We start from the raw sequence: 18,509 nt of genomic DNA on the forward strand, positions 1-18,509 counted from the left end.
TTTTCTTTTTTCGTCCAATCAAAAAAGTTATTTTGTAAATTGCGGCACTTAAATTCGGGTATTTATGGTTACACTAAAGCAATTGGCAAAAGAATTAAACGTTTCAATCTCCACGGTTTCTAAAGCATTAAACAATAGTGAGGAAATTGGAGAGGCAACAATAAAGCGTGTAAAAGAACTTGCTGAATTGTATAACTATAAACCCAATAAAGTTGCATTGAGTTTAAAGAATAATAAAACTAAAACTATTGGGGTTATTATCCCGAATATACTTAATAGGTTTTTAGCTAAAGTGCTTTTTGGAATAGAGCGTGAAGCTACAAAGCATGGTTATAATATTATCACTTGTATTTCCAATGAATCTTTAGATAAAGAAAAAGATAGTTTACAGCTTTTAGCAAACGGAAGTGTTGATGGATTTATCCTTTCGATGGCCGAAGAAACTCAAGTGAGTAATGAAGTTGACCATTTTAAAAAAACCATTAGTCAAGGTTTACCTATTGTAATGTTCGACAGGGTTGCGCATGATGTTATGTGCGATAAAGTAATAGTTGATGATTTTGATGCTACTTACAATGCAACTCAGTTATTACTTAAAGAACAACGAAAAAAAGTGGTTTTTATAAGTAATATTAACGATTTAAGTGTTGGTAAATTACGCGAACGTGGTTATAACAGGGCAATACTCGAGCATAAAGGACAAGATCCGTTGGTTTTAAAAATTAAAAAGAAGGACGATCATCAAAAGAAAATTAAATCCTTTTTTAAAAAAAACCCAGGAATTGATGCTGTTTTGGCTGCCGATAGCTCATCGGGTATTATTGCTTTGAATACAGCTATAAATTTTGGTTTAAAAGTTCCAAAAGACGTTTCTGTTATTGCCTTTGCTAGTAAATCTGATTCTAATCATACATTACCTAAACTAACCACTATAAGGCAACATGCTAAAACTATTGGTGAAAATGCAGCCCAACTACTAATAAACCGTATGCTTAACAATAATAAAGATGAAGATGTTAAAACTAATATTGTAAAGACAAGTTTAGTTAAAACAAAATCAATAATGTAAACCAAAACTTACATTATCGACAAAAAGCTTTTTTTCACCCTTGTAATTATGTTGTTTGTCTAATAATTTGTAATTTATTAGTAGTTTTAGTATATATTAGCATTAACTAAAGTGAGCGCATTTAAGTTCCCTAAGTTCGGTTTAGAAAAAATTAATCCAAAAGGCAGTTATTGCTTATTCCCTCCTAGTAAAATTTACATAATCGTAAGCTATTTGTGCTTTTCGGTTTATAGTTAATTATTCCATTTATCCCTCAAAAAAACAAGACTTTTTCAAGTCTTCTAGATATGAGTTTTAAAAAATAAAATAGTTAACCTTTAAAATCGAAATTAATATGAAAGCCTTAAGAATTACTTTAATTTTAGCAGCACTTTTTTTAACCATAGCTTCTTGTACAAAACAAGATTTAAACGAAGATGATGTATTACAATCTCCTGAAACCGAAGAAACGCCTTATACAGGAGGTAATGGTTTAGATTAAAACTAATTTTAATCTAATATATAATAGACCTCGATTTGTTATAATCGAGGTTTTTTTATTTAAATCGATAAAAATTAAATACATTTGAGTATTAATTTTTTAATTATAATTGAGAGTTTTAAAGCATATTGTTTTTGTATTTCTATTAAGTACAGTTGTGCTTAATGCGCAAAATTCTCAGGTTTTAAAGCAAATAGAATCTGCTAAATCTAGTATCAATAAAATACCTAAGAGAGACTCTGTAGCCATTGCAGAAATTAATTACAAAATAGGCGAGTTGTATAGAAAATCGTTGTTTAGCGATAGTGCTCTGGTCTATTTTCAAAAGGCCGAAAAAGTTTTTAAAGCCTATAATTTAACCTATAATGTTGCAATTACCTTGTACGGCATTGCTGTTTGCCAGACCTATCATAAAGATTACACAGGGAGCGAAGCTACTTCTATCGAAGTTTTAACACTGTTAAATACTTTAAACGAAACAAACAACGTCAAGCAATATAAATCATATGCTTACAATAATTTAGGGGTTGTTTTCGATGAATTAGATCAGTATGATCAAGCTATAAAATATTACGAAATATCTTTAAATTTAAAAAAACAGTTAAAAGGAGATTATGAACGTAGCATAGGGCTAACATTAAATAATCTGCTTAAAGTTTATAGGCGTTCGGGAAAGTTTAACTTGGCGATAAAAAAATATTTTGAAATTTATAACAATAAAAGTTTAATAAGTAAATATCCGGATGTTTATGGTTTAGCTCTTGGTAATTACGCTAAAACGTTACATTTATCTAAAAATCATAAGGAATTACCGGGGCTTTATTTAAAGGCTTTAAAAATTTTTGACAGTATAAATAACCCCTACAATTCAATTATAATTCATCAGCATTTAGCAGAGTTTTATAATGATATTAATAAAAAGGATTCGGCAAGATTGCATGCTTATAAGGCAAAAAATCTTTCAGAATTATACAATAATGATGATTTACTTAAATCGTTATTTATTATTGCTAGTATTGAAGAGGGAGAAATAGCTAATAAATATTTAAACGAATATATAGAGTTAAGTGATAGCCTACATAAAATAGAGCGATTTAATCGTGATAAACTTGCTAGAATACGTTTTGAAACTGACGAAATTGAAAAGGAAAATCTTAAAAAAGAAAAAGAGGTTAGGTTATTGTTTATAATATCTATTATCGTCATAATAATATCTATTTTATTATATCTTTTTCTAACCATGCGCGAAAAAAACAAGATATTACAATTTAAGCAGTCCCAGCAAGAAAGCAATGAAGAAATTTATAATCTTATGCTTTCTCAAAACGAAAGTATTGAAGAAGCAAGAGCCCAAGAAAAAACAAGAATTTCGCAAGAGTTACATGATGGTGTTTTAGGAAGACTTTTTGGAACTCGGTTAAGTTTAGATAGCTTAAATATGAATACAACTACCGAAGCCATTAAAGCGAGAGAGCAGTATATAAATGAGTTAAAAGATATAGAACACGACATTCGGAAAGTATCACACGAATTAAATACCGATTTTATTTCGGGTTCTGGTTTTATTGATATTATTAAAACATTGGTTGAAACTCAATCTTTAAGTTATAATTTACAGTATATTTTTACCCCAGACGACAGTATTAACTGGGACCAAATAAGTAATAAAACGAAAATACATATTTATAGAATAATACAAGAAGCATTACATAATATTCATAAACATGCTAACGCTACCATTGTGAAAATTAGCTTTAAATTAAAAAAAGATGTAATTTGCATTTCTATTAAAGACAATGGTTTTGGTTTTGATGTAAGCAAAGCTAAATCTGGAATAGGATTAAAAAATATTAACTCCAGAGTCAAGGAAATAAGAGGGAAAATAAACATAAAGTCTCAAAAGGAAGATGGAACGACCTTAGTTTTAGAAGTTCCAATTACGTAATAACCTAGCATGACCGAAAGTATAAAAATATTAATGATAGATGATCATCCCATGATTATTGAAGGATATCAAAACACATTATTATTTACCAAAAAAGAACATCAAGAACTAAAAATAGATATTGCAAACAACTGCGACGAAGCAGTTGCTTTAATCAATAAGTCGGTAAACCAAATACCATATGATGTATTGTTTGTAGATATTAGTTTACCACCATCATCTGATGGTGTTATGAGTTCTGGTGAAGACTTGGCAGAATATGCGAAATCGGTACTTCCAAAAGCTAAAATTGTAGTGTTAACTATGTTTAATGAATCTTTTAGAATCCATAACATAATTAAAACCATAGATCCCGAAGGTTTTTTAATAAAAAGTGATTTAACATCAAGTGAACTGGCAAGTGCTTTTCAGGCCGTTTTAAATAATCCACCATTTTATAGTGGCACCGTAAACCAACATATTAGAAAGTCCTTAACAACAGATATTGTAATTGACGAAAAAAACCGAAAAATACTATATTTACTATCTCAAGGTATAAAAACTAAAAACCTTGCTCAGCATTTAGGTATTTCCTTAAGTGCTATTGAAAAGCGTAAAAAGCATCTTCGTGAAATTTTTGAGGTAGAAGACGGACAAGACGAAACTTTAATAAACAAGGCAAGAAAAACAGGTTTTATATAAACGTGGTTAATTATTTTTATAATTTTTTGTTGTTAAAACCCTTGTAATCATTGAGTTTTATGACTTAACCGTAAATTAAGTGCGGTTTTCCCACATCCAAAATTCGAAAGTTATAGGTATATTTGTATAACAACGCTTCAAAAAAATTAATTAATCCCTCATTTTTTTGTTGATAATAGCAATTTACACAAAACCCTGTGGAGGTGAGAGACCCACAGGGTTTCTTCTTATTAGCTAAATTTTAAAATAAAACAGCCCTGTTTTCCCAAACCAGTCCTATAAATAAGCCGGTGTAAATTACGGCAACAACAAATTTTATGAAGGTAGAAGTTATAAAGCCTAAAAAAGAACCAAATGCGGCGCGTGTTGCCGTTTTCGTGTCGCTTTTATTTAGTAATTCTCCCACTAAAGCACCTAAAAAAGGACCAATAATTATTCCTCCAGGAATAGGGGCAATTAGCCCAACTATTAACCCAATGGTTGTTCCAATTACGCCATATTTACTGCCGCCAAAACGTTTGGTTCCTATGGCAGGAATTATATAATCGAGTATGTAAATAAATAAGGCAATGACACCTGTAATAATTAAAAACGAAGTTTCCAACGTTACGGCATTGGTAAAATGAAGTACTAATAAACCTATCCAACTGGTAACAGGTCCAGGTAAAATGGGTAAAAAGCTACCAATTATGCCTAAAAACATTAATAAACTGCCAATAATAACTAAAGTAATATCCATAAATATTAGGGTTGATTTTGTTTATTTAGACGAATAATCGTGCCAAATGTTACAATTTTAAACTAAAAAATTAGTTTAAACTAAATTTTTAGTTATATTTGTTAACTAAGTTTTTAGTTTAAAAGTTTAAAACACATAAATATGATTCAACTAACGAAGGCAGAAGAGGATATAATGAAAATACTTTGGCAACTTAAAAAAGCCAATGTTAAAGCTATAATTGAAGAGTTTCCAGAACCTAAACCGGCATATAATACCGTTTCAACCATTGTTAGAATTTTAGAAAACAAAGGCGCAGTAGATTACGAAAAGCAAGGTAAAGGACATATTTATTTCCCAATTTTAAAACAACAAGATTACAGTAACCAAACTTTAAACAAATTGGTCGATGGGTATTTTCAAGGGTCATTTAAAAGTATGGTGTCCTTTTTTATGAAGAAAAACGATATAAGCGTAAACGAGCTAGAATCGGTGTTAAAGGAAATTAATAAAAACGATTAATTATGGTATATTATTTACTTCAAACCATAACATTTCAGTTGTGTTTTCTTTTAGTTTACGATGTGTTTTTAAAAAGAGAAACCTTTTTTAACTGGAATCGTGCTTATCTTTTATTCACGACATTGTTATCGGTGTTTTTACCATTTATAAAAATTGAAAGCTTTAAAAAAGCAGTGCCAGAACAGTTTGTTGTGGCTTTACCCGAAGTGTTTTTAGGGCAAACAAATAAAATAATACAACTCGATCCGGTAATTATTAAAGGTGAAACTACAGAGGTTATATCGCTTTTTTCATGGCAAAATCTGTTTTATTTAGGAATGCTTGTAGCTTTGATTTTATTTGTGTTTAAGCTTTATAAAGTCATTTTTTTAATAAAAAGCAATCCTCAAACAAAATACGGTAAGCTAAGTTTGGTTAGTTTATTTAACAGTACTAATGCCTTTTCATTTTTTAATTACGTGTTTTTAGGAGAGCAATTATCGCAGAAAGAAAAAGCCAGTATTTTGCGACACGAAATGGTTCATGTAAACCAAAAACATACACTCGATTTACTGTTTTTCGAGTTGCTTCGCATTGTGTTTTGGTTTAATCCGCTGGTATATATCTATCAAAATAAATTAATAACGCTGCACGAATTTATAGCCGACTCACAAGCGGTAAAGCATCAGGGTAAAAAAGACTATTATCAAAATTTATTAGCGCAAGTATTTCAAACCAAGCGCATATCATTCATCAATCCATTTTATAAACAATCATTAATCAAAAAACGAATCGTTATGTTACAAAAATCAAAATCGAAACAAGTGCACTTATTTAAGTATGCTTTGTTAATTCCGGTTGTTTTAACTATGTTAATTTATTCGGCATGTACAGTGCAAAACGAATTAATTGATCAAAATTTAGAATTAAGCAGTTACACTTATGAGATTAAGATGGGAGAATCGCCAACAGGAGAGAATGCGATTAAATATGAAAAGTATGAAGCCTTTTTAAAAGCAAATTCTAATTATGTAGGTTGGGCAGAACTAAATAGAGAAACCAAAGTGGCGACTTATAGTGTGCATCATAAAGACGAAAAAGTTCCAGAAGGGTTTGGTGAATGGACATTTAATTTTGAAGACGGTAGATCATATATTGTGTTTATGCAAGGCGCAGATAAAGGAGGAGAAATAAATATGAGTGAACTATCGAAACAAGATTATTTAAACGCATTGGATGTTCCATTTTCAGTAATCGATGAAGTTCCTGTATTTCCAGGATGTGAGTACTTGTCAACAAATCAAGAGAAACGAGAATGTGTTTCTAAAAACATTTCAATATATGTTAATAAAAATTTCAACACCAAAATAGCCGATAGTTTACAATTAAAAGGCAGACAGCGTATCAATGTCATTTTTAAGATTGATACCGAAGGTCATGTTACAGATGTACGTTCAAGAGCGCCACATCCAGCTTTAGAAGAAGAAGCAATACGAGTAATTAGTAGCTTACCAAAAATGATTCCTGGTGTACATCAAGGTAAAAAGGTAAATGTGCCTTATAGTTTACCCATAGTTTTTCAGTTGGCTAACGTAGAAGTCGATACGGTTGATGATAAATTAAATGATATAGTTTCTGAAGATATAGAAGTCCCTTTTTCGGTCGTTGAAAATGCTCCTGTATTTCCAGGTTGCGAAACCTTACAAACCAATGAGGAACGTAAAAAATGTATGTCTAAAAAAATCAGTGAATTTGTAGCTCAAAAATTTAATACAGATTTAGGAAACCAATTAGGCTTAACAGGAAGGCAACGCTTAAATGTTATTTTTAAAATAGATGAATTTGGAAGCGTAACTACCGATGACATTAGAGCAAGAGCGCCACATAAAGTATTGGAAGAAGAAGCCATTCGCGTTATAAGTGAACTTCCTAAAATGACTCCTGGAACCCAAAAAGAAAAAACTGTAAAAGTACCATACAGTTTGCCAATTATTTTTACTGTGGACAAAGCCAAAAAAGATGATTAGAATTTCATGTCTATTACTTTTAGTTTTTTTTAAAACCGAAGCACAAACTTCGGTTTTAAATGTTGGAGATAGTCTGTTTGTTTTGGGAAATTATTCAAAAGCAATTCACGCTTACAAATCGCTTTCAAATCAACCCGAAGTTTATGATAAGTTAGCCAAGGCTTACACGGCTATTGGCAATTACGATGACGCGTTAAAGTATTATGAATTGGGAGTAGAAAGCAATCCCCAGAATACGTTGTTAAAATACGATTACGCAAAATTGTTATCAGGTACAAAAAAGTTTAAAGAGGCGAAAAGTATGTTTAGTAGTTTGATAAAAACCGATAGTTTAAACCCAAATTTCCATTACGAATTGGGCTTAGTGCTCGAAAAATTAAACGATTCCACAGCAATAAATGCTTTTAAAACAACCTTTAGTTTAGACAATACACACCAAAAAGCCATTTATGAAATTGCAAAAATGCATTTGCAACAACGCGAGTATGCTCAAGTGGACGAGTATGTTGATAAGGGTTTGGAAAGCTACCAAAACAACGTGAAACTAATAAGCTTGAAAGCACAAAATTACTTTTGGTCTCAAAATTATCATGAGGCTATAGCGTGGTTTGAAAAACTTTTAGATTTAGGAGAAAAATCGGCATTCGTTTATGAAAAAATAAGCTTAAGCTATGCCCAGCATTTTAATTATGAAAAAGCGATTGAATACCGATTAAAAGCTTTAAAATTTAATCCTCATGATGCCACCGCACTTTACGTCATTGGAACCTATTATTTAAATACAAACGATTACGAAAACGCAGAAAAGTTTATTGATGATGCACTGTTTCTTTTAGACAAACCGCTTGATAAAGAATATATGAAGTTAGCAACGGTATTTAACCTACAAAAAAAATATAAAGAGTCCATTGAAACTTTAAAAAAAGCTATAAAAGAAGCTCCCGATAATTACTTTGCACATTTTCAAATGGCTGCAACTCTGGATAGCTACTATGAAGACTATGATGCAAGAATTAAAGTTTATGAAAATTTGCTTAAAAAGTTTTCCGATAAAGGCATGAATCCTTTTATAGAAGACAGAATATCAAAGCTGAAGCAAGAAAAATTTATCAAAGAAGGCGAAAAGAAAGATTGAAAACCGAAAAAAATTGTAAATTTCGGTTTCAATGTAATGTATGAGGTTAATTTTTACTTTTCTTTTAGTTTTTTTACTCACGTCCTGCGATTTTTTTATGGTGAAAAAAACGTCTTCTCAAGATATTTTAAATGAAGAATTAAACGCCTTTAACTGGACCGATGTTGATGAGTATCCGAGCTTTTCGAGCTGCGATTCTATAAAAGTAAAAAGCGATAGAAAAGACTGTTTTCAAAACAGTTTAGCAATTCATATTTGGGAGTTTTTAAAAAAAGAAAAAATAACAGTAACCCAAGATATAACCGATACTATTGTTTTAAATTTTAACTTGTCGAAAACTGGGGTTTTAAAACTCACGGACTCTAAAATGGCGACTGCCACCCGTAAAGAAATCCCTAATATTGAAGCATTAATAACCCAAAGTTTAGATTCGCTTCCAAAAATTTATCCGGCCATAAAACGCGGGCAGCATGTAAATGCAGCCTTTAGTTTACCTATTATAATTAATGTGAATTAAAACCAGGTTGGTATAACATTAAAATACTAAATTAAGCAGTTTAGCTTATTTTTTAAACTGACGCCCTTTCCAGGTATAACCACCAAAAATAGATTTAACGGCCACAAACACATTAAAAAATGAATATACAAAGAAGCTAAAAACAAAATATTTTAAGGTTTGTTTTTTGTTGAAAAACGAAGCGGTTTTTGCAAGTAAAATATAATCGATAATTAATTTCGTAATTACAATTGCAATTAGTAAAAACCAATTAAAACTATTTAAAACGGCAAGTATAATTCCTGTAACAATTAAGGCGTTCATAAGTAAAACAATAATTCCTGTTAGTTTGCCAAACGTATTGTTGTAAGCGCTTGTTTTTGCTGCCCACCTAACATGTTGTGCTACTAAACTGCGCCAACTTTTTTTAGTTGTTGTTTTTACAACGGCATGTTTGCTTTTTAAATAGGCAACGTTTTTATTGTATTCTAACAATTTTTCAAGCATAAAAATATCGTCGCCGCTAGCCATATTTTCGTTGCCTTTAAAGCCATTAACCTCATTAAAAAGCGTTTTTTTGTAAGCAAAATTAGCACCATTGCACAAAAATGGTTTGTTTAAGCCAAATCCGCCAATAGTGGCACCTTGCAAACTAAAAGCATCTAATAATTGAAATTGATTTAAAAACGAGTTTTCGCTTTGGTAACTTACAGGAGCAACCAAGGCATCTGCCGAATGGTTTTGTATAAAGGCATCGAAAGTATCGAGCCAGTATTTTGGGAGTTCGCAGTCGGCATCTGTTGTAACTATCCATTCGTTTTTTGCAAAACTCATGGCTGTAGTAATGGCATCTTTTTTTGGCGCGTTGCTTTTGTGTTTATTCGGAATTAAAATAGCATCGGTGCCACTGCTAACAATAATTTCGACCGAGTTGTCTTCCGAGGCATCATCAACCAAAAAAACTTCAAACAGTAATTTATGATAGTTTAAATTTTCTATCGATTTTAAAAGACGCGGTAAATTTTCAGCTTCATTTCTAAATGGTATAATTATAGAAAATCGTGTTTTTGGAGCAGGTTTTTTCGGCTTAAAAGTTTCTACTTTATTAAAGCCAATAATAAAGCCTCCTATTAAAATTAGGTATCCCAAAGTTATAAAAAGACTCAATACAATCATGCAACGCTGTTTGTTGTTGGTAGTTTAAATTTTAGTACATAAACACTTCCGATAAGGCTTGGTATAACAAAATTAAAAATCCACATTAAACAAACAATGCTTAACACCGTTAACTCGTTAACGTGCACATAAGAAAATAGATAAACGGCAATACTGCCTTTAATAAGTACGTCGAAAATAAAAATTGATGGAATTATTGAACTTAGAAAGTACATGGTTGAAATGATAATCATAGCTTGTAAATAGCCAATGTTTACATGAAAAAGTTGAAGCAGAATATAAAACTGAAACGAAAAAACGGCATAACGCACCAAACTGTAAAAGCCACCTAAAATTAAGTTTTGTTTAGGGAATTTTAAAAAGAGGGATTTTAATTTATAAAACGAAAACCCTTTAATTTTAAACTTTTTGTTTTTTAAACTGAAGATAATCAGGATGGCAGAAACTATAATTATTACCAGAATTAGGCTAAGTTTAAAGTAATTAATTTGTAGCCTAAAGTTACTTGAAAAAACTAAAAAACCTGCAACGCCTATAACTGTTGTAACCAACATTTGTAAACTGTTATGAAGCAGGTTTACCAATAATACTTTTTTTCGATTATTGCCCAAAAAGTACATGGCTTTTGCGCCGTATTCACCAATGCGATTGGGTGTAAAAAGCGATGCTGTTAAACTGCCTAGACTTTGTTCGATGGCATTTTTAAACCTTAGTTTTTTTACGAAACTAACAAGAGTTTGCCACTTTAAAATTTCGAAAAACCAGTTAAAACCACTTAAAACCAAGAAAAAAAAAGCATTTTTTAGACTAAAAACATCGTTTTTTTGTGAAAATCTAATAAATTCTGAAAAACTTAAAGAACTGTTATTTGTGAGTTTTTGGTAAATAAAATAAAAAGCACCAACAACAATGCTTAATTTAATAAGCACAAAAAAGAATTGCTTAGTTTTGTAAGGGAGTTGGCGCATATTTTTTGCAAATTACGCAATTAAATGGCGTTTAAAAACTTGCTGCTTTTTAAGTGGTTGATTTTAAAAAGATAAATGAAAGAACGAATAATTTTAGGTATAGATCCAGGAACAACCATTATGGGTTTTGGTCTTATAAAAGTGGTGGGAAAAAAAATGCATTTTTTACAACTTAACGAGCTCGATTTAAAAAAATACGGCGACCACTACCTAAAGTTGAAACTTATTTTTGAGCGTACTATTGAATTAATTGATACGCATAACCCTGACGAAATTGCTATTGAAGCGCCTTTTTTTGGTAAAAACGTGCAGAGTATGTTAAAACTTGGTCGCGCACAAGGCGTTGCTATGGCTGCAGGATTAAGTCGTGAAATACCTATTACCGAATATTTACCTAAAAAAATAAAAATGGCTATTACTGGTAACGGTAACGCTAGTAAAGAGCAGGTTGCAAAAATGTTACAAAGTATACTAGGACTAAAAACCTTACCCAAAAACCTCGATTCAACCGATGGTTTAGCGGCGGCAGTTTGCCATTTTTATAACTCCGGTCGTGTAGATGTTGGTAAAAGTTACTCGGGTTGGGATGCTTTTGTGAAGCAAAATTCCGATAGAGTTAAAAAATAATGGCCGGAATTTACATTCACATACCGTTTTGTAAACAAGCCTGTTTTTACTGCGATTTTCATTTTTCTACATCACTTAAAAAGAAAGATGAACTTATTGATGCGTTAATATCCGAAATGGAATTACGTTACCCAATTTTAAATAGTGAAGTAGTTGAAACCATTTATTTTGGTGGCGGTACACCATCGATGTTAAGTAACATAGAATTACAAAAAATTATCGATGCGGTTTATACAAGGTTTCAAGTTTGCGAAAACCCAGAAATAACTTTAGAAGCGAATCCAGACGATTTATCGTTGGAGCGCATAAAAACCTTAGCGAAAGAAACTAAAATTAACCGATTAAGCATTGGTATTCAGTCGTTTTTTAACGACGATTTAAAAAGCATGAACAGGGCACATAACGCCACTGAAGCCGAAAAATGTTTAAAAGAAGCGATAAAATATTTCGATAATATAACTATCGATTTAATTTACGGCATTCCTAATATGAGTCTGGAAAAATGGAATGATAACCTAGAGAAAGCATTTAGTTTTGGGGTAAATCATATTTCTAGTTATGCTTTAACTGTAGAGCCAAAAACAGCTTTAGATACTTTTATTGAAAAAGGAAAATACCCACCAATTGATGAAGATTTAGCACTTAAACATTTTAATCATTTAGTTGAAAAAACAACCGAAAAAGGTTTTGTGCATTACGAAATTTCTAATTTTGGTAAACCTGATTTTTTCTCAAAACACAACACGAGTTATTGGTTGGGTAAGCCTTATTTAGGTATTGGCCCTTCGGCGCATTCGTTTTATAACAATCAGCGAAGTTGGAATGTTTCAAACAATGCTAAATACATAAAAAGTATTCAAAATAAAGAGCTGCCTTTATCAACAGAAAACTTAACTAAGCAAGATGCTTTTAATGAGTATGTCATGACAGGTTTACGAACCATTTGGGGTGTTTCATTTAATAAAATTAAAACTGAATTTGGAGATGACTTCCTTCAGCATTTAAAAAAGAATTCCAATAAATTTATTAATCAAGATTTGTTGTATATTGAAGATGGTAAGTTATTAGTTACCCAAAATGGGAAGTTTTTATGCGATGGTATAGCTTCCGAGTTATTTTATTTGTAAATGAGTATAAAAAACTACATAATTTGTAAAAATTGTAACCATCAAATTGATGGTAAATATTGTAGTAATTGTGGAGAGAAAATAGTTGAAGATAAGGATTTCTCAGTTAAAAGTTTGATAAGTCAGGCAGTGAATGGGGTGTTCAATGTCGATTCAAAAGTTTTAAAAAGCTTTTACTATTTGTTTTTTAAACCAGGGAAATTGTCGGTTTTGTATGTACAAGGTTTACGAAAACCGTTTATGAAACCATTTCAAATTTTTATTATAGCGAACATTCTTTTTTTTATTTTACTTAGTAAAGCCGATATTTTACGTATTCCTTCAGAAATTTATTTTGCCGATGTTTTGGGCCAGCAAAAAATACAAACATTAAGTGAAGTACAAGGTGCTTCGGTTCTTGAAATAAAGCAACTTTACGATACTAAATCTATAAATTACTCTAAAAGTTTTGTATTGATTTTAATTCCATTATATGCGTTGGTGTTTTGGTTGTTAAATTTTAAAAAGCGGTATCAATTTGGAAAGCATTTAATTTTTGCAACTCATTTTTTTTCATTTTTCTTAATGTTTTGCATTTTTCTATTGCTAATTCCAATGTCTAAACCAACAAGACTTATTCAAATATTGATATTCTCGATAAATTTTTTATACTTATTATTTGCCATAAAAACGTTTTACAAGGGCACTTGGCTATTGGCTATTTTAAAAGGAATGGCAGCATTGGTTTTAAGTATAGCTTTGGCTGTGGCGTATCGAGGATTAATAAGTAACTTGGCATTTAAACTTTTATATTAACTATGCTAGCAATAATTCAATACAATTCCCGAAAATTAAAAATAGATTTAAAACAACCTAACGATATTTCAATGCCGTTGCGTGCTTCTAAAAAAAACGTAAATGCGTGGTATGTTGACGAACCCAAAATAGAACCTGCAAAAGAAGACGATTTTATAATTAGTGTTGCCGAAGGTGCTAGCGTTAATTTTAATAATATTTCTTTTAATCCGCATGCACATGGTACGCACACCGAAACGGTTGGGCATATTACAAAGGAAGTGCACTCTATAAATAAAAATTTAAAGCAGTTTTTCTTTTTAGCTGAGGTTATTACCGTAGCTCCAGAAACGTTTAACGACGATAGAGTGATCTCGAAAAAACAAATACAATTTGCTTTAGGTAATAAGAAGCGTGATGCTTTGGTAATTCGTACTATTCCTAACACTCGAGATAAATTATCTAGGCAATATTCTAATACTAATTGGCCGTATTTACAAGCCGATGCTGTAGAATTTTTAGTTAAAAAAGGCATTAAACATTTACTAATAGATTTGCCAAGTATTGATAAAGAAAAAGATGGCGGCGAACTTTTAGGGCACAATATTTTTTGGAATACAAAAGGTAAATTACGTTTAGATGCTACAATAACCGAGTTTATTTATGTGTCTAATAAAATTGAAGATGGCGAGTATTTTTTAAACCTGCAAATCGCACCTTTTGAGAATGATGCTACGCCAAGTAAACCCATTTTGTATAAAACTTTAAGCTAATGAAAGCCGTTTTAAAACTAGAAGAATTACTCATGTTTGTTCTGGGTATGTATTTGTTTTCACAATTAAATTTAAGTTGGTGGTGGTTTGTTGGCTTGTTATTAACTCCAGATATTGGCATGTTAGGCTATCTTGTAAACCCTAAAATTGGTGCTTATGCTTACAATGTGTTTCATCATAAAGGCATTGCTATTTTATTCTATTTTTTAGGCGTTTATTTGCAAAACGATATAGTAAAATTAATTGGTGTTATACTTTTTTCGCATTCGTGTTTCGACAGAGTTTTTGGCTACGGATTAAAGTATATTACCGATTTTAAAAACACCCATTTGGGTAAACTTTAAAACTTTATGGAAGCGTTTTTAGGTATAATAATTGGTGTTTTGGTAACTACTGGTGTGGTTACTGTTGTAAAATCTTTTAAAAAGAAGAGTTTAGTAAATTCGCAGTCTACCATTTTAATAGATAAGATTAAAAAGGTATGTAAGTTTATAACTGTTGAAGGTGATTTTGCCGAGATTTATCATTACGAAGATGTTAAAGAACGCTTTTTAAAATTAATAACAAGTAAGAAAAAAGCCTTAGTGGTAATAAACGCCAAGGCGCATGTAGGTTACGATTTGGCTAAAATTAAAATTGAAGCCGAAAATGATAAGAAAAGAATTATTTTGAAGCATTTTCCGCAACCTGAAGTACTTTCAATAGAAACGAATTTAAATTATTACGATAAAAAAGATGGCTACTTTAATAGGTTTGAAGCGACGGATTTAACCGGATTACACAACGAAGCTAAACTTCATATTCAAGAAAAAATACCAGAAAGTGGTTTAATTGAAATAGCACAAAAAGAAGCGCTTGAAACTATTTTACTTATTGAAACCATTGTTGAAACTATTGGTTGGAAACTAGATTATTCATCTTTAGAAATAGATAGCGTAGAACCTAAAAAATTAAAATAATGTTCGAAATATCTACCGATAAAAATAAGTTAGATGTTTCTGTAATTCATCAATTTTTAAGTCAGACTTATTGGGCAAAAGGAAGAACCGTAGCGCAAGTACAAACAACAATAAATAGCTGTTTGTGTTTTGGTGTGTATTTAAATAATGAGCAAATTGGTTTTGCACGCGTTGCAACAGATTATGCGGTTTTCGCTTATATTATGGATGTATTTATACTTCCGGAATATCGTGGTAAAGGCTATTCAAAAAAATTAATGGAAGCCGTTACAACACATAAAACTTTGCAAGAGTGTAAAGTTTGGATGTTAAAAACAAAAGATGCCCATGGTTTATATAAACAATTTGGTTTTACAGATTTAAGTCATCCAGAAAAGCTCATGGAAAAACTATTGTAGCGTATGAATATAGAACAATACAGAGCCTATTGCTTAAATAAAAAAGGGGTTACCGAGCATTTTCCTTTCGATGAAGATGTGTTGGTTTTTAAAGTTTTGGGTAAAATGTTTGCCTTATCGTCGTTAAAAAAATGGGAAGAAGGTTTGCAATCTATAAACTTAAAATGCGATCCAGATTATGCTTTGGAGCTTCGTGCAGAATACGAAGCTATAGAACCAGGTTACCACATGAGTAAAAAACATTGGAACACCATTCAATTACATAAAAACGAAGTGCCTCCGGCTTTAGTAAAAGAACTTATAGATCAATCATATAATTTGGTGGTTAAAAGTTTACCTAAAAAGCTTCAGAAAGAATTAGAAAACTAAATTTTAAAAATAATGAGTGTATTACAAACACTAAAAGACCGCAGTGGCGATTGCTGCGAGTTGTGTAAATCTACAACCGAATTAAGTCAGTATACCATTCCGCCATCGTTAAACGAAAATGTAGATAACGATGTGTTGACCTGTAAAGTCTGTTTAGATCAAATTGAAGAACGTACCGATATGGATGCTAACCACTGGCGCTGTTTAAACGATAGTATGTGGAGCGAACACGTGGCGGTACAAATAATGGCATGGCGTATGTTGCAAAGGTTACGTAATGAAGGTTGGCCAAAAGATTTACTGGACATGATGTATTTAAGCGATGAAGCTTTAGCATTAGCCAGAGCAACGGGCGAAGATAAAGACGAAAGCGAAAAAGTGATACATCGCGATAGTAACGGTGTTATTTTAGATAATGGCGATTCTGTTGTATTAATAAAAGATTTAAAAGTAAAAGGAAGCAGTATGGTTGCTAAACAAGGTACTGCCGTTAGAAATATTCGATTAGATCGTGATAACGCGCAATATATTGAAGGTAAAGTCGATGGGCAACACATTGTAATTATTACCGATTATGTAAAGAAAACCTAATTCTCGTTTTTCTTCTTAAAAAGGTTAAATCCAAACGGAAACATAAAAACCAAAAATAAATAGCGGCCAGTAACCAAGCCATAAATGGTTATGGCTGCTAAAACTACCATTAAAATTACTTTATAACTGTATTTCATTTTCATTAACTAAAAAACAATGTAAACATACAAGTTAAATTTTTTATAATAAAAACATACTAGTTGGTATTTTTTATAACTTTACAGCATGCAGCAAGAATTAAAATCGCAATTAACCAAGCAACAAATTGTACAAGAAGCCTTTACGTTATTCTACGAAAATGGTATTAAATCTACAAGTATAGCCGATGTTATGAAGGCAGCAAAACTTACCAAAGGCGCATTTTATCATCACTATAAAAACAAACAAGAACTGGGTTTAGAGGTAATAGAGCATAAAGTGAGAAAGCGCGTTTACGATGGTATGATTTTACCATTAAGCGATGCAGGAAACCCAATGGAAATTCTTGAGCAAACCTTTTTAAGCAGAATAAAATCTTTTCCGTTTTACGATAAGCAAAATGGTTGCCCCATGAATAATTTTATTAACGAAATTGGGAATTACGAAACCGCGTATCAGTCGGCACTTAAACATATTGTTGAAACTTGGAAAGCTGCTTTAATTACCTTAATAAATCGTGGTAAAAACGAAAAATGTATTAAGCAAAATATTTCTAGCGAAGCCGTAGCGGTGTATTTAATTAGTGCTTTTGAAGGTATTCGCGGTATTCGAAAAGTATATAACGACGATGCCATTTTAAATCAATACATAACGGGATTACAAATTTATTTAGACCAATTGAAACCTTAAAAAATTTTTAAATAAAAACATACCTATTAGAATGTTTTTAAAAATTAATTATATTATCTATGAAAAACAACAGGAGAAATTTTATTAAAAACACAGCAATGCTCGGTGTTGCAGGTGTAACAATGCCTAATTTTACCAATGCTTTAAACCAAAATATCATGCAAGAAGAAAAAAAATCAACAGGTCGCCCAAAGGTGTTATTTTTTGATGTAAACGAAACGTTACTAGATTTAACAGCCATGAAAGAAAACGTTGGAGAAAAACTTAACGGACGTAGCGATTTGTTATCACTTTGGTTTACAACGATGTTACAATATTCGTTGGTAACAACAGTAGGTAGGCAATACAACGACTTCGGAATAATTGGTGCTGCGGCTTTACAAATGGTAGCCGCAAATCATGGTATTAAAATTGGAGAAAAAGAAGCTCAAGAAGCCATTTTAGGTCCGCTACGTTCTATACCACCACATCCAGAAGTAAAAGAAGCATTAAAACAATTAAGAGGTGCCGGTTACAAATTGGTGTCTTTTACAAACTCATCTAACATTGGTGTTAAAACCCAATTTGAAAATGCCGGTTTATTAGATTATTTTGATGAGCGATTAAGTATAGAAGATATGGGAAAATATAAACCACATACCGATGCTTACGATTGGGCAGCACGAAAAATGAAAATAAAATCATCAGAATGTTTAATGGTGGCTGCTCATGGTTGGGATATTGCAGGAGCACTTTGGGCAGGATGGCGTGGTGCTTTTGTTAGCAGACCAGGTGCACAGTTATATTCGTTAGCTCCAAACCCAGAAATTAATGAACCAAATTTAAAGTTAATTGCAGAAAAATTAATCACAATAAAATAATTAACT

Annotated in this window: 23 protein-coding genes; 19 read left to right on the top strand and 4 right to left on the bottom strand. The window is 31.4% G+C overall.

Translation table 11 applies throughout. The features are described 5' to 3' along the window. Positions 1 to 64: 64 nt before the first annotated feature. The 4 genes from PW52_RS00235 to PW52_RS00245 all read left to right on the top strand — a co-directional run bounded on the left by PW52_RS00235 (position 65) and on the right by PW52_RS00245 (position 4,176). Positions 65 to 1,069, top strand: a complete 1,005-nt coding sequence (locus tag PW52_RS00235) for a LacI family DNA-binding transcriptional regulator (RefSeq protein ID WP_044630921.1) — start codon at positions 65 to 67, stop codon at positions 1,067 to 1,069. Between the two features lie 334 nt (positions 1,070 to 1,403). After that, a complete protein-coding gene (locus PW52_RS17480) occupies positions 1,404 to 1,550 on the top strand; it encodes a hypothetical protein (protein WP_165586734.1) in 147 nt (48 codons plus the stop codon). 109 nt (positions 1,551 to 1,659) lie between these two features. Beyond that, positions 1,660 to 3,495, top strand: a complete 1,836-nt coding sequence (locus PW52_RS00240; RefSeq protein WP_052823298.1) for a tetratricopeptide repeat-containing sensor histidine kinase — start codon at positions 1,660 to 1,662, stop codon at positions 3,493 to 3,495. 9 nt (positions 3,496 to 3,504) lie between these two features. Then, positions 3,505 to 4,176, top strand: a complete 672-nt coding sequence (locus PW52_RS00245) for a response regulator transcription factor (RefSeq protein WP_044630922.1) — start codon at positions 3,505 to 3,507, stop codon at positions 4,174 to 4,176. Between the two features lie 241 nt (positions 4,177 to 4,417). Here the strand turns inward: PW52_RS00245 and PW52_RS00250 are convergent, their stop codons facing one another. Next, positions 4,418 to 4,915: a DUF456 domain-containing protein gene (locus PW52_RS00250; protein ID WP_044630923.1), complete on the bottom strand. Its 498-nt coding sequence runs from the start codon at positions 4,913 to 4,915 to the stop codon at positions 4,418 to 4,420. Between the two features lie 141 nt (positions 4,916 to 5,056). Here PW52_RS00250 and PW52_RS00255 point away from each other — a divergent pair, with 141 nt between their 5' ends. The 4 genes from PW52_RS00255 to PW52_RS00270 are packed head-to-tail and all read left to right on the top strand — an operon-like array spanning position 5,057 to position 9,074. After that, complete coding sequence (locus PW52_RS00255; protein WP_044630924.1) at positions 5,057 to 5,416, top strand: BlaI/MecI/CopY family transcriptional regulator; 360 nt, start codon at positions 5,057 to 5,059, stop codon at positions 5,414 to 5,416. A 2-nt stretch (positions 5,417 to 5,418) separates the two neighbouring features. Continuing rightward, a complete protein-coding gene (locus PW52_RS00260; RefSeq protein ID WP_165586735.1) occupies positions 5,419 to 7,422 on the top strand; it encodes a M56 family metallopeptidase in 2,004 nt (667 codons plus the stop codon). After that, positions 7,415 to 8,557 carry a tetratricopeptide repeat protein gene (locus PW52_RS00265; protein ID WP_044630925.1) on the top strand — a complete coding sequence of 381 codons (1,143 nt, stop codon included), beginning with the start codon at positions 7,415 to 7,417 and terminating at the stop codon, positions 8,555 to 8,557. Before PW52_RS00260 ends, PW52_RS00265 begins: the two co-directional genes overlap by 8 nt. A 40-nt stretch (positions 8,558 to 8,597) precedes the next feature. After that, positions 8,598 to 9,074: a hypothetical protein gene (locus tag PW52_RS00270; RefSeq protein WP_044630926.1), complete on the top strand. Its 477-nt coding sequence runs from the start codon at positions 8,598 to 8,600 to the stop codon at positions 9,072 to 9,074. Between the two features lie 45 nt (positions 9,075 to 9,119). On the opposite strand, the gene PW52_RS00275 is transcribed toward PW52_RS00270, so the two are convergent. Both PW52_RS00275 and PW52_RS00280 read right to left on the bottom strand, forming a co-directional pair. After that, entirely contained in the window at positions 9,120 to 10,202 is a 1,083-nt protein-coding gene (locus PW52_RS00275) for a glycosyltransferase family 2 protein (protein WP_240475128.1), read from the bottom strand. A 23-nt stretch (positions 10,203 to 10,225) separates the two neighbouring features. Continuing rightward, positions 10,226 to 11,197: a lysylphosphatidylglycerol synthase domain-containing protein gene (locus PW52_RS00280; RefSeq protein ID WP_044630928.1), complete on the bottom strand. Its 972-nt coding sequence runs from the start codon at positions 11,195 to 11,197 to the stop codon at positions 10,226 to 10,228. A gap of 75 nt (positions 11,198 to 11,272) precedes the next feature. Here PW52_RS00280 and ruvC point away from each other — a divergent pair, with 75 nt between their 5' ends. The 9 genes from ruvC to PW52_RS00325 are packed head-to-tail and all read left to right on the top strand — an operon-like array spanning position 11,273 to position 16,815. Next, entirely contained in the window at positions 11,273 to 11,824 is a 552-nt protein-coding gene (ruvC, locus tag PW52_RS00285) for a crossover junction endodeoxyribonuclease RuvC (protein ID WP_044630929.1), read from the top strand. Beyond that, on the top strand, positions 11,824 to 12,951 hold the full coding sequence (gene hemW, locus PW52_RS00290; RefSeq protein ID WP_044630930.1) for a radical SAM family heme chaperone HemW: 1,128 nt from the start codon (positions 11,824 to 11,826) through the stop codon (positions 12,949 to 12,951). Before ruvC ends, hemW begins: the two co-directional genes overlap by 1 nt. Then, a complete protein-coding gene (locus PW52_RS00295; protein ID WP_044630931.1) occupies positions 12,952 to 13,746 on the top strand; it encodes a DUF3667 domain-containing protein in 795 nt (264 codons plus the stop codon). A gap of 2 nt (positions 13,747 to 13,748) precedes the next feature. Continuing rightward, a complete protein-coding gene (locus PW52_RS00300; protein WP_044630932.1) occupies positions 13,749 to 14,498 on the top strand; it encodes a cyclase family protein in 750 nt (249 codons plus the stop codon). Beyond that, positions 14,498 to 14,842 carry a DUF4260 domain-containing protein gene (locus PW52_RS00305; RefSeq protein WP_044630933.1) on the top strand — a complete coding sequence of 115 codons (345 nt, stop codon included), beginning with the start codon at positions 14,498 to 14,500 and terminating at the stop codon, positions 14,840 to 14,842. The genes PW52_RS00300 and PW52_RS00305 overlap by 1 nt, the downstream gene beginning before the upstream one ends. A 6-nt stretch (positions 14,843 to 14,848) precedes the next feature. Continuing rightward, positions 14,849 to 15,457 (top strand): DUF4230 domain-containing protein, encoded by a 609-nt coding sequence (locus PW52_RS00310; RefSeq protein ID WP_044630934.1) that lies wholly within the window; start codon positions 14,849 to 14,851, stop codon positions 15,455 to 15,457. Then, on the top strand, positions 15,457 to 15,855 hold the full coding sequence (locus PW52_RS00315) for a GNAT family N-acetyltransferase (RefSeq protein ID WP_044630935.1): 399 nt from the start codon (positions 15,457 to 15,459) through the stop codon (positions 15,853 to 15,855). Before PW52_RS00310 ends, PW52_RS00315 begins: the two co-directional genes overlap by 1 nt. Positions 15,856 to 15,858: 3 nt before the next feature. After that, positions 15,859 to 16,224 carry an MmcQ/YjbR family DNA-binding protein gene (locus PW52_RS00320; protein WP_044630936.1) on the top strand — a complete coding sequence of 122 codons (366 nt, stop codon included), beginning with the start codon at positions 15,859 to 15,861 and terminating at the stop codon, positions 16,222 to 16,224. 12 nt (positions 16,225 to 16,236) lie between these two features. Then, complete coding sequence (locus PW52_RS00325) at positions 16,237 to 16,815, top strand: PhnA domain-containing protein (RefSeq protein ID WP_044630937.1); 579 nt, start codon at positions 16,237 to 16,239, stop codon at positions 16,813 to 16,815. Here PW52_RS00325 and PW52_RS17485 read toward each other — a convergent pair. Continuing rightward, a complete protein-coding gene (locus tag PW52_RS17485) occupies positions 16,812 to 16,952 on the bottom strand; it encodes a hypothetical protein (RefSeq protein ID WP_044630938.1) in 141 nt (46 codons plus the stop codon). The genes PW52_RS00325 and PW52_RS17485 overlap by 4 nt on opposite strands. Before the next feature lie 88 nt (positions 16,953 to 17,040). Between PW52_RS17485 and PW52_RS00335 the strand changes: the two genes are divergently transcribed. Both PW52_RS00335 and PW52_RS00340 read left to right on the top strand, forming a co-directional pair. After that, on the top strand, positions 17,041 to 17,643 hold the full coding sequence (locus tag PW52_RS00335) for a TetR/AcrR family transcriptional regulator (RefSeq protein WP_044630939.1): 603 nt from the start codon (positions 17,041 to 17,043) through the stop codon (positions 17,641 to 17,643). A gap of 59 nt (positions 17,644 to 17,702) precedes the next feature. Then, positions 17,703 to 18,503, top strand: coding sequence for a haloacid dehalogenase type II (locus PW52_RS00340; protein ID WP_044630940.1), 801 nt, complete (start codon positions 17,703 to 17,705; stop codon positions 18,501 to 18,503). Positions 18,504 to 18,509: the final 6 nt, after the last annotated feature.

This window comes from Neotamlana sedimentorum (genome assembly GCF_000943565.1).
Lineage (GTDB): Bacteria > Bacteroidota > Bacteroidia > Flavobacteriales > Flavobacteriaceae > Neotamlana > Neotamlana sedimentorum.

Excerpts from the sequence above, each read along its gene's own strand:
- PW52_RS00235 (WP_044630921.1), top strand. The coding sequence starts at position 65 with ATGGTTACACTAAAGCAATTGGCAAAAGAATTAAACGTTTCAATCTCC.
- PW52_RS17480 (WP_165586734.1), top strand. The coding sequence starts at position 1,404 with ATGAAAGCCTTAAGAATTACTTTAATTTTAGCAGCACTTTTTTTAACC.
- PW52_RS00245 (WP_044630922.1), top strand. The coding sequence starts at position 3,505 with ATGACCGAAAGTATAAAAATATTAATGATAGATGATCATCCCATGATT.
- PW52_RS00250 (WP_044630923.1), bottom strand. The coding sequence starts at position 4,915 with ATGGATATTACTTTAGTTATTATTGGCAGTTTATTAATGTTTTTAGGC.
- PW52_RS00255 (WP_044630924.1), top strand. The coding sequence starts at position 5,057 with ATGATTCAACTAACGAAGGCAGAAGAGGATATAATGAAAATACTTTGG.
- PW52_RS00260 (WP_165586735.1), top strand. The coding sequence starts at position 5,419 with ATGGTATATTATTTACTTCAAACCATAACATTTCAGTTGTGTTTTCTT.
- PW52_RS00265 (WP_044630925.1), top strand. The coding sequence starts at position 7,415 with ATGATTAGAATTTCATGTCTATTACTTTTAGTTTTTTTTAAAACCGAA.
- PW52_RS00270 (WP_044630926.1), top strand. The coding sequence starts at position 8,598 with ATGAGGTTAATTTTTACTTTTCTTTTAGTTTTTTTACTCACGTCCTGC.
- PW52_RS00280 (WP_044630928.1), bottom strand. The coding sequence starts at position 11,197 with ATGCGCCAACTCCCTTACAAAACTAAGCAATTCTTTTTTGTGCTTATT.
- ruvC (WP_044630929.1), top strand. The coding sequence starts at position 11,273 with ATGAAAGAACGAATAATTTTAGGTATAGATCCAGGAACAACCATTATG.
- hemW (WP_044630930.1), top strand. The coding sequence starts at position 11,824 with ATGGCCGGAATTTACATTCACATACCGTTTTGTAAACAAGCCTGTTTT.
- PW52_RS00295 (WP_044630931.1), top strand. The coding sequence starts at position 12,952 with ATGAGTATAAAAAACTACATAATTTGTAAAAATTGTAACCATCAAATT.
- PW52_RS00300 (WP_044630932.1), top strand. The coding sequence starts at position 13,749 with ATGCTAGCAATAATTCAATACAATTCCCGAAAATTAAAAATAGATTTA.
- PW52_RS00305 (WP_044630933.1), top strand. The coding sequence starts at position 14,498 with ATGAAAGCCGTTTTAAAACTAGAAGAATTACTCATGTTTGTTCTGGGT.
- PW52_RS00310 (WP_044630934.1), top strand. The coding sequence starts at position 14,849 with ATGGAAGCGTTTTTAGGTATAATAATTGGTGTTTTGGTAACTACTGGT.
- PW52_RS00315 (WP_044630935.1), top strand. The coding sequence starts at position 15,457 with ATGTTCGAAATATCTACCGATAAAAATAAGTTAGATGTTTCTGTAATT.
- PW52_RS00320 (WP_044630936.1), top strand. The coding sequence starts at position 15,859 with ATGAATATAGAACAATACAGAGCCTATTGCTTAAATAAAAAAGGGGTT.
- PW52_RS00325 (WP_044630937.1), top strand. The coding sequence starts at position 16,237 with ATGAGTGTATTACAAACACTAAAAGACCGCAGTGGCGATTGCTGCGAG.
- PW52_RS17485 (WP_044630938.1), bottom strand. The coding sequence starts at position 16,952 with ATGAAATACAGTTATAAAGTAATTTTAATGGTAGTTTTAGCAGCCATA.
- PW52_RS00335 (WP_044630939.1), top strand. The coding sequence starts at position 17,041 with ATGCAGCAAGAATTAAAATCGCAATTAACCAAGCAACAAATTGTACAA.
- PW52_RS00340 (WP_044630940.1), top strand. The coding sequence starts at position 17,703 with ATGAAAAACAACAGGAGAAATTTTATTAAAAACACAGCAATGCTCGGT.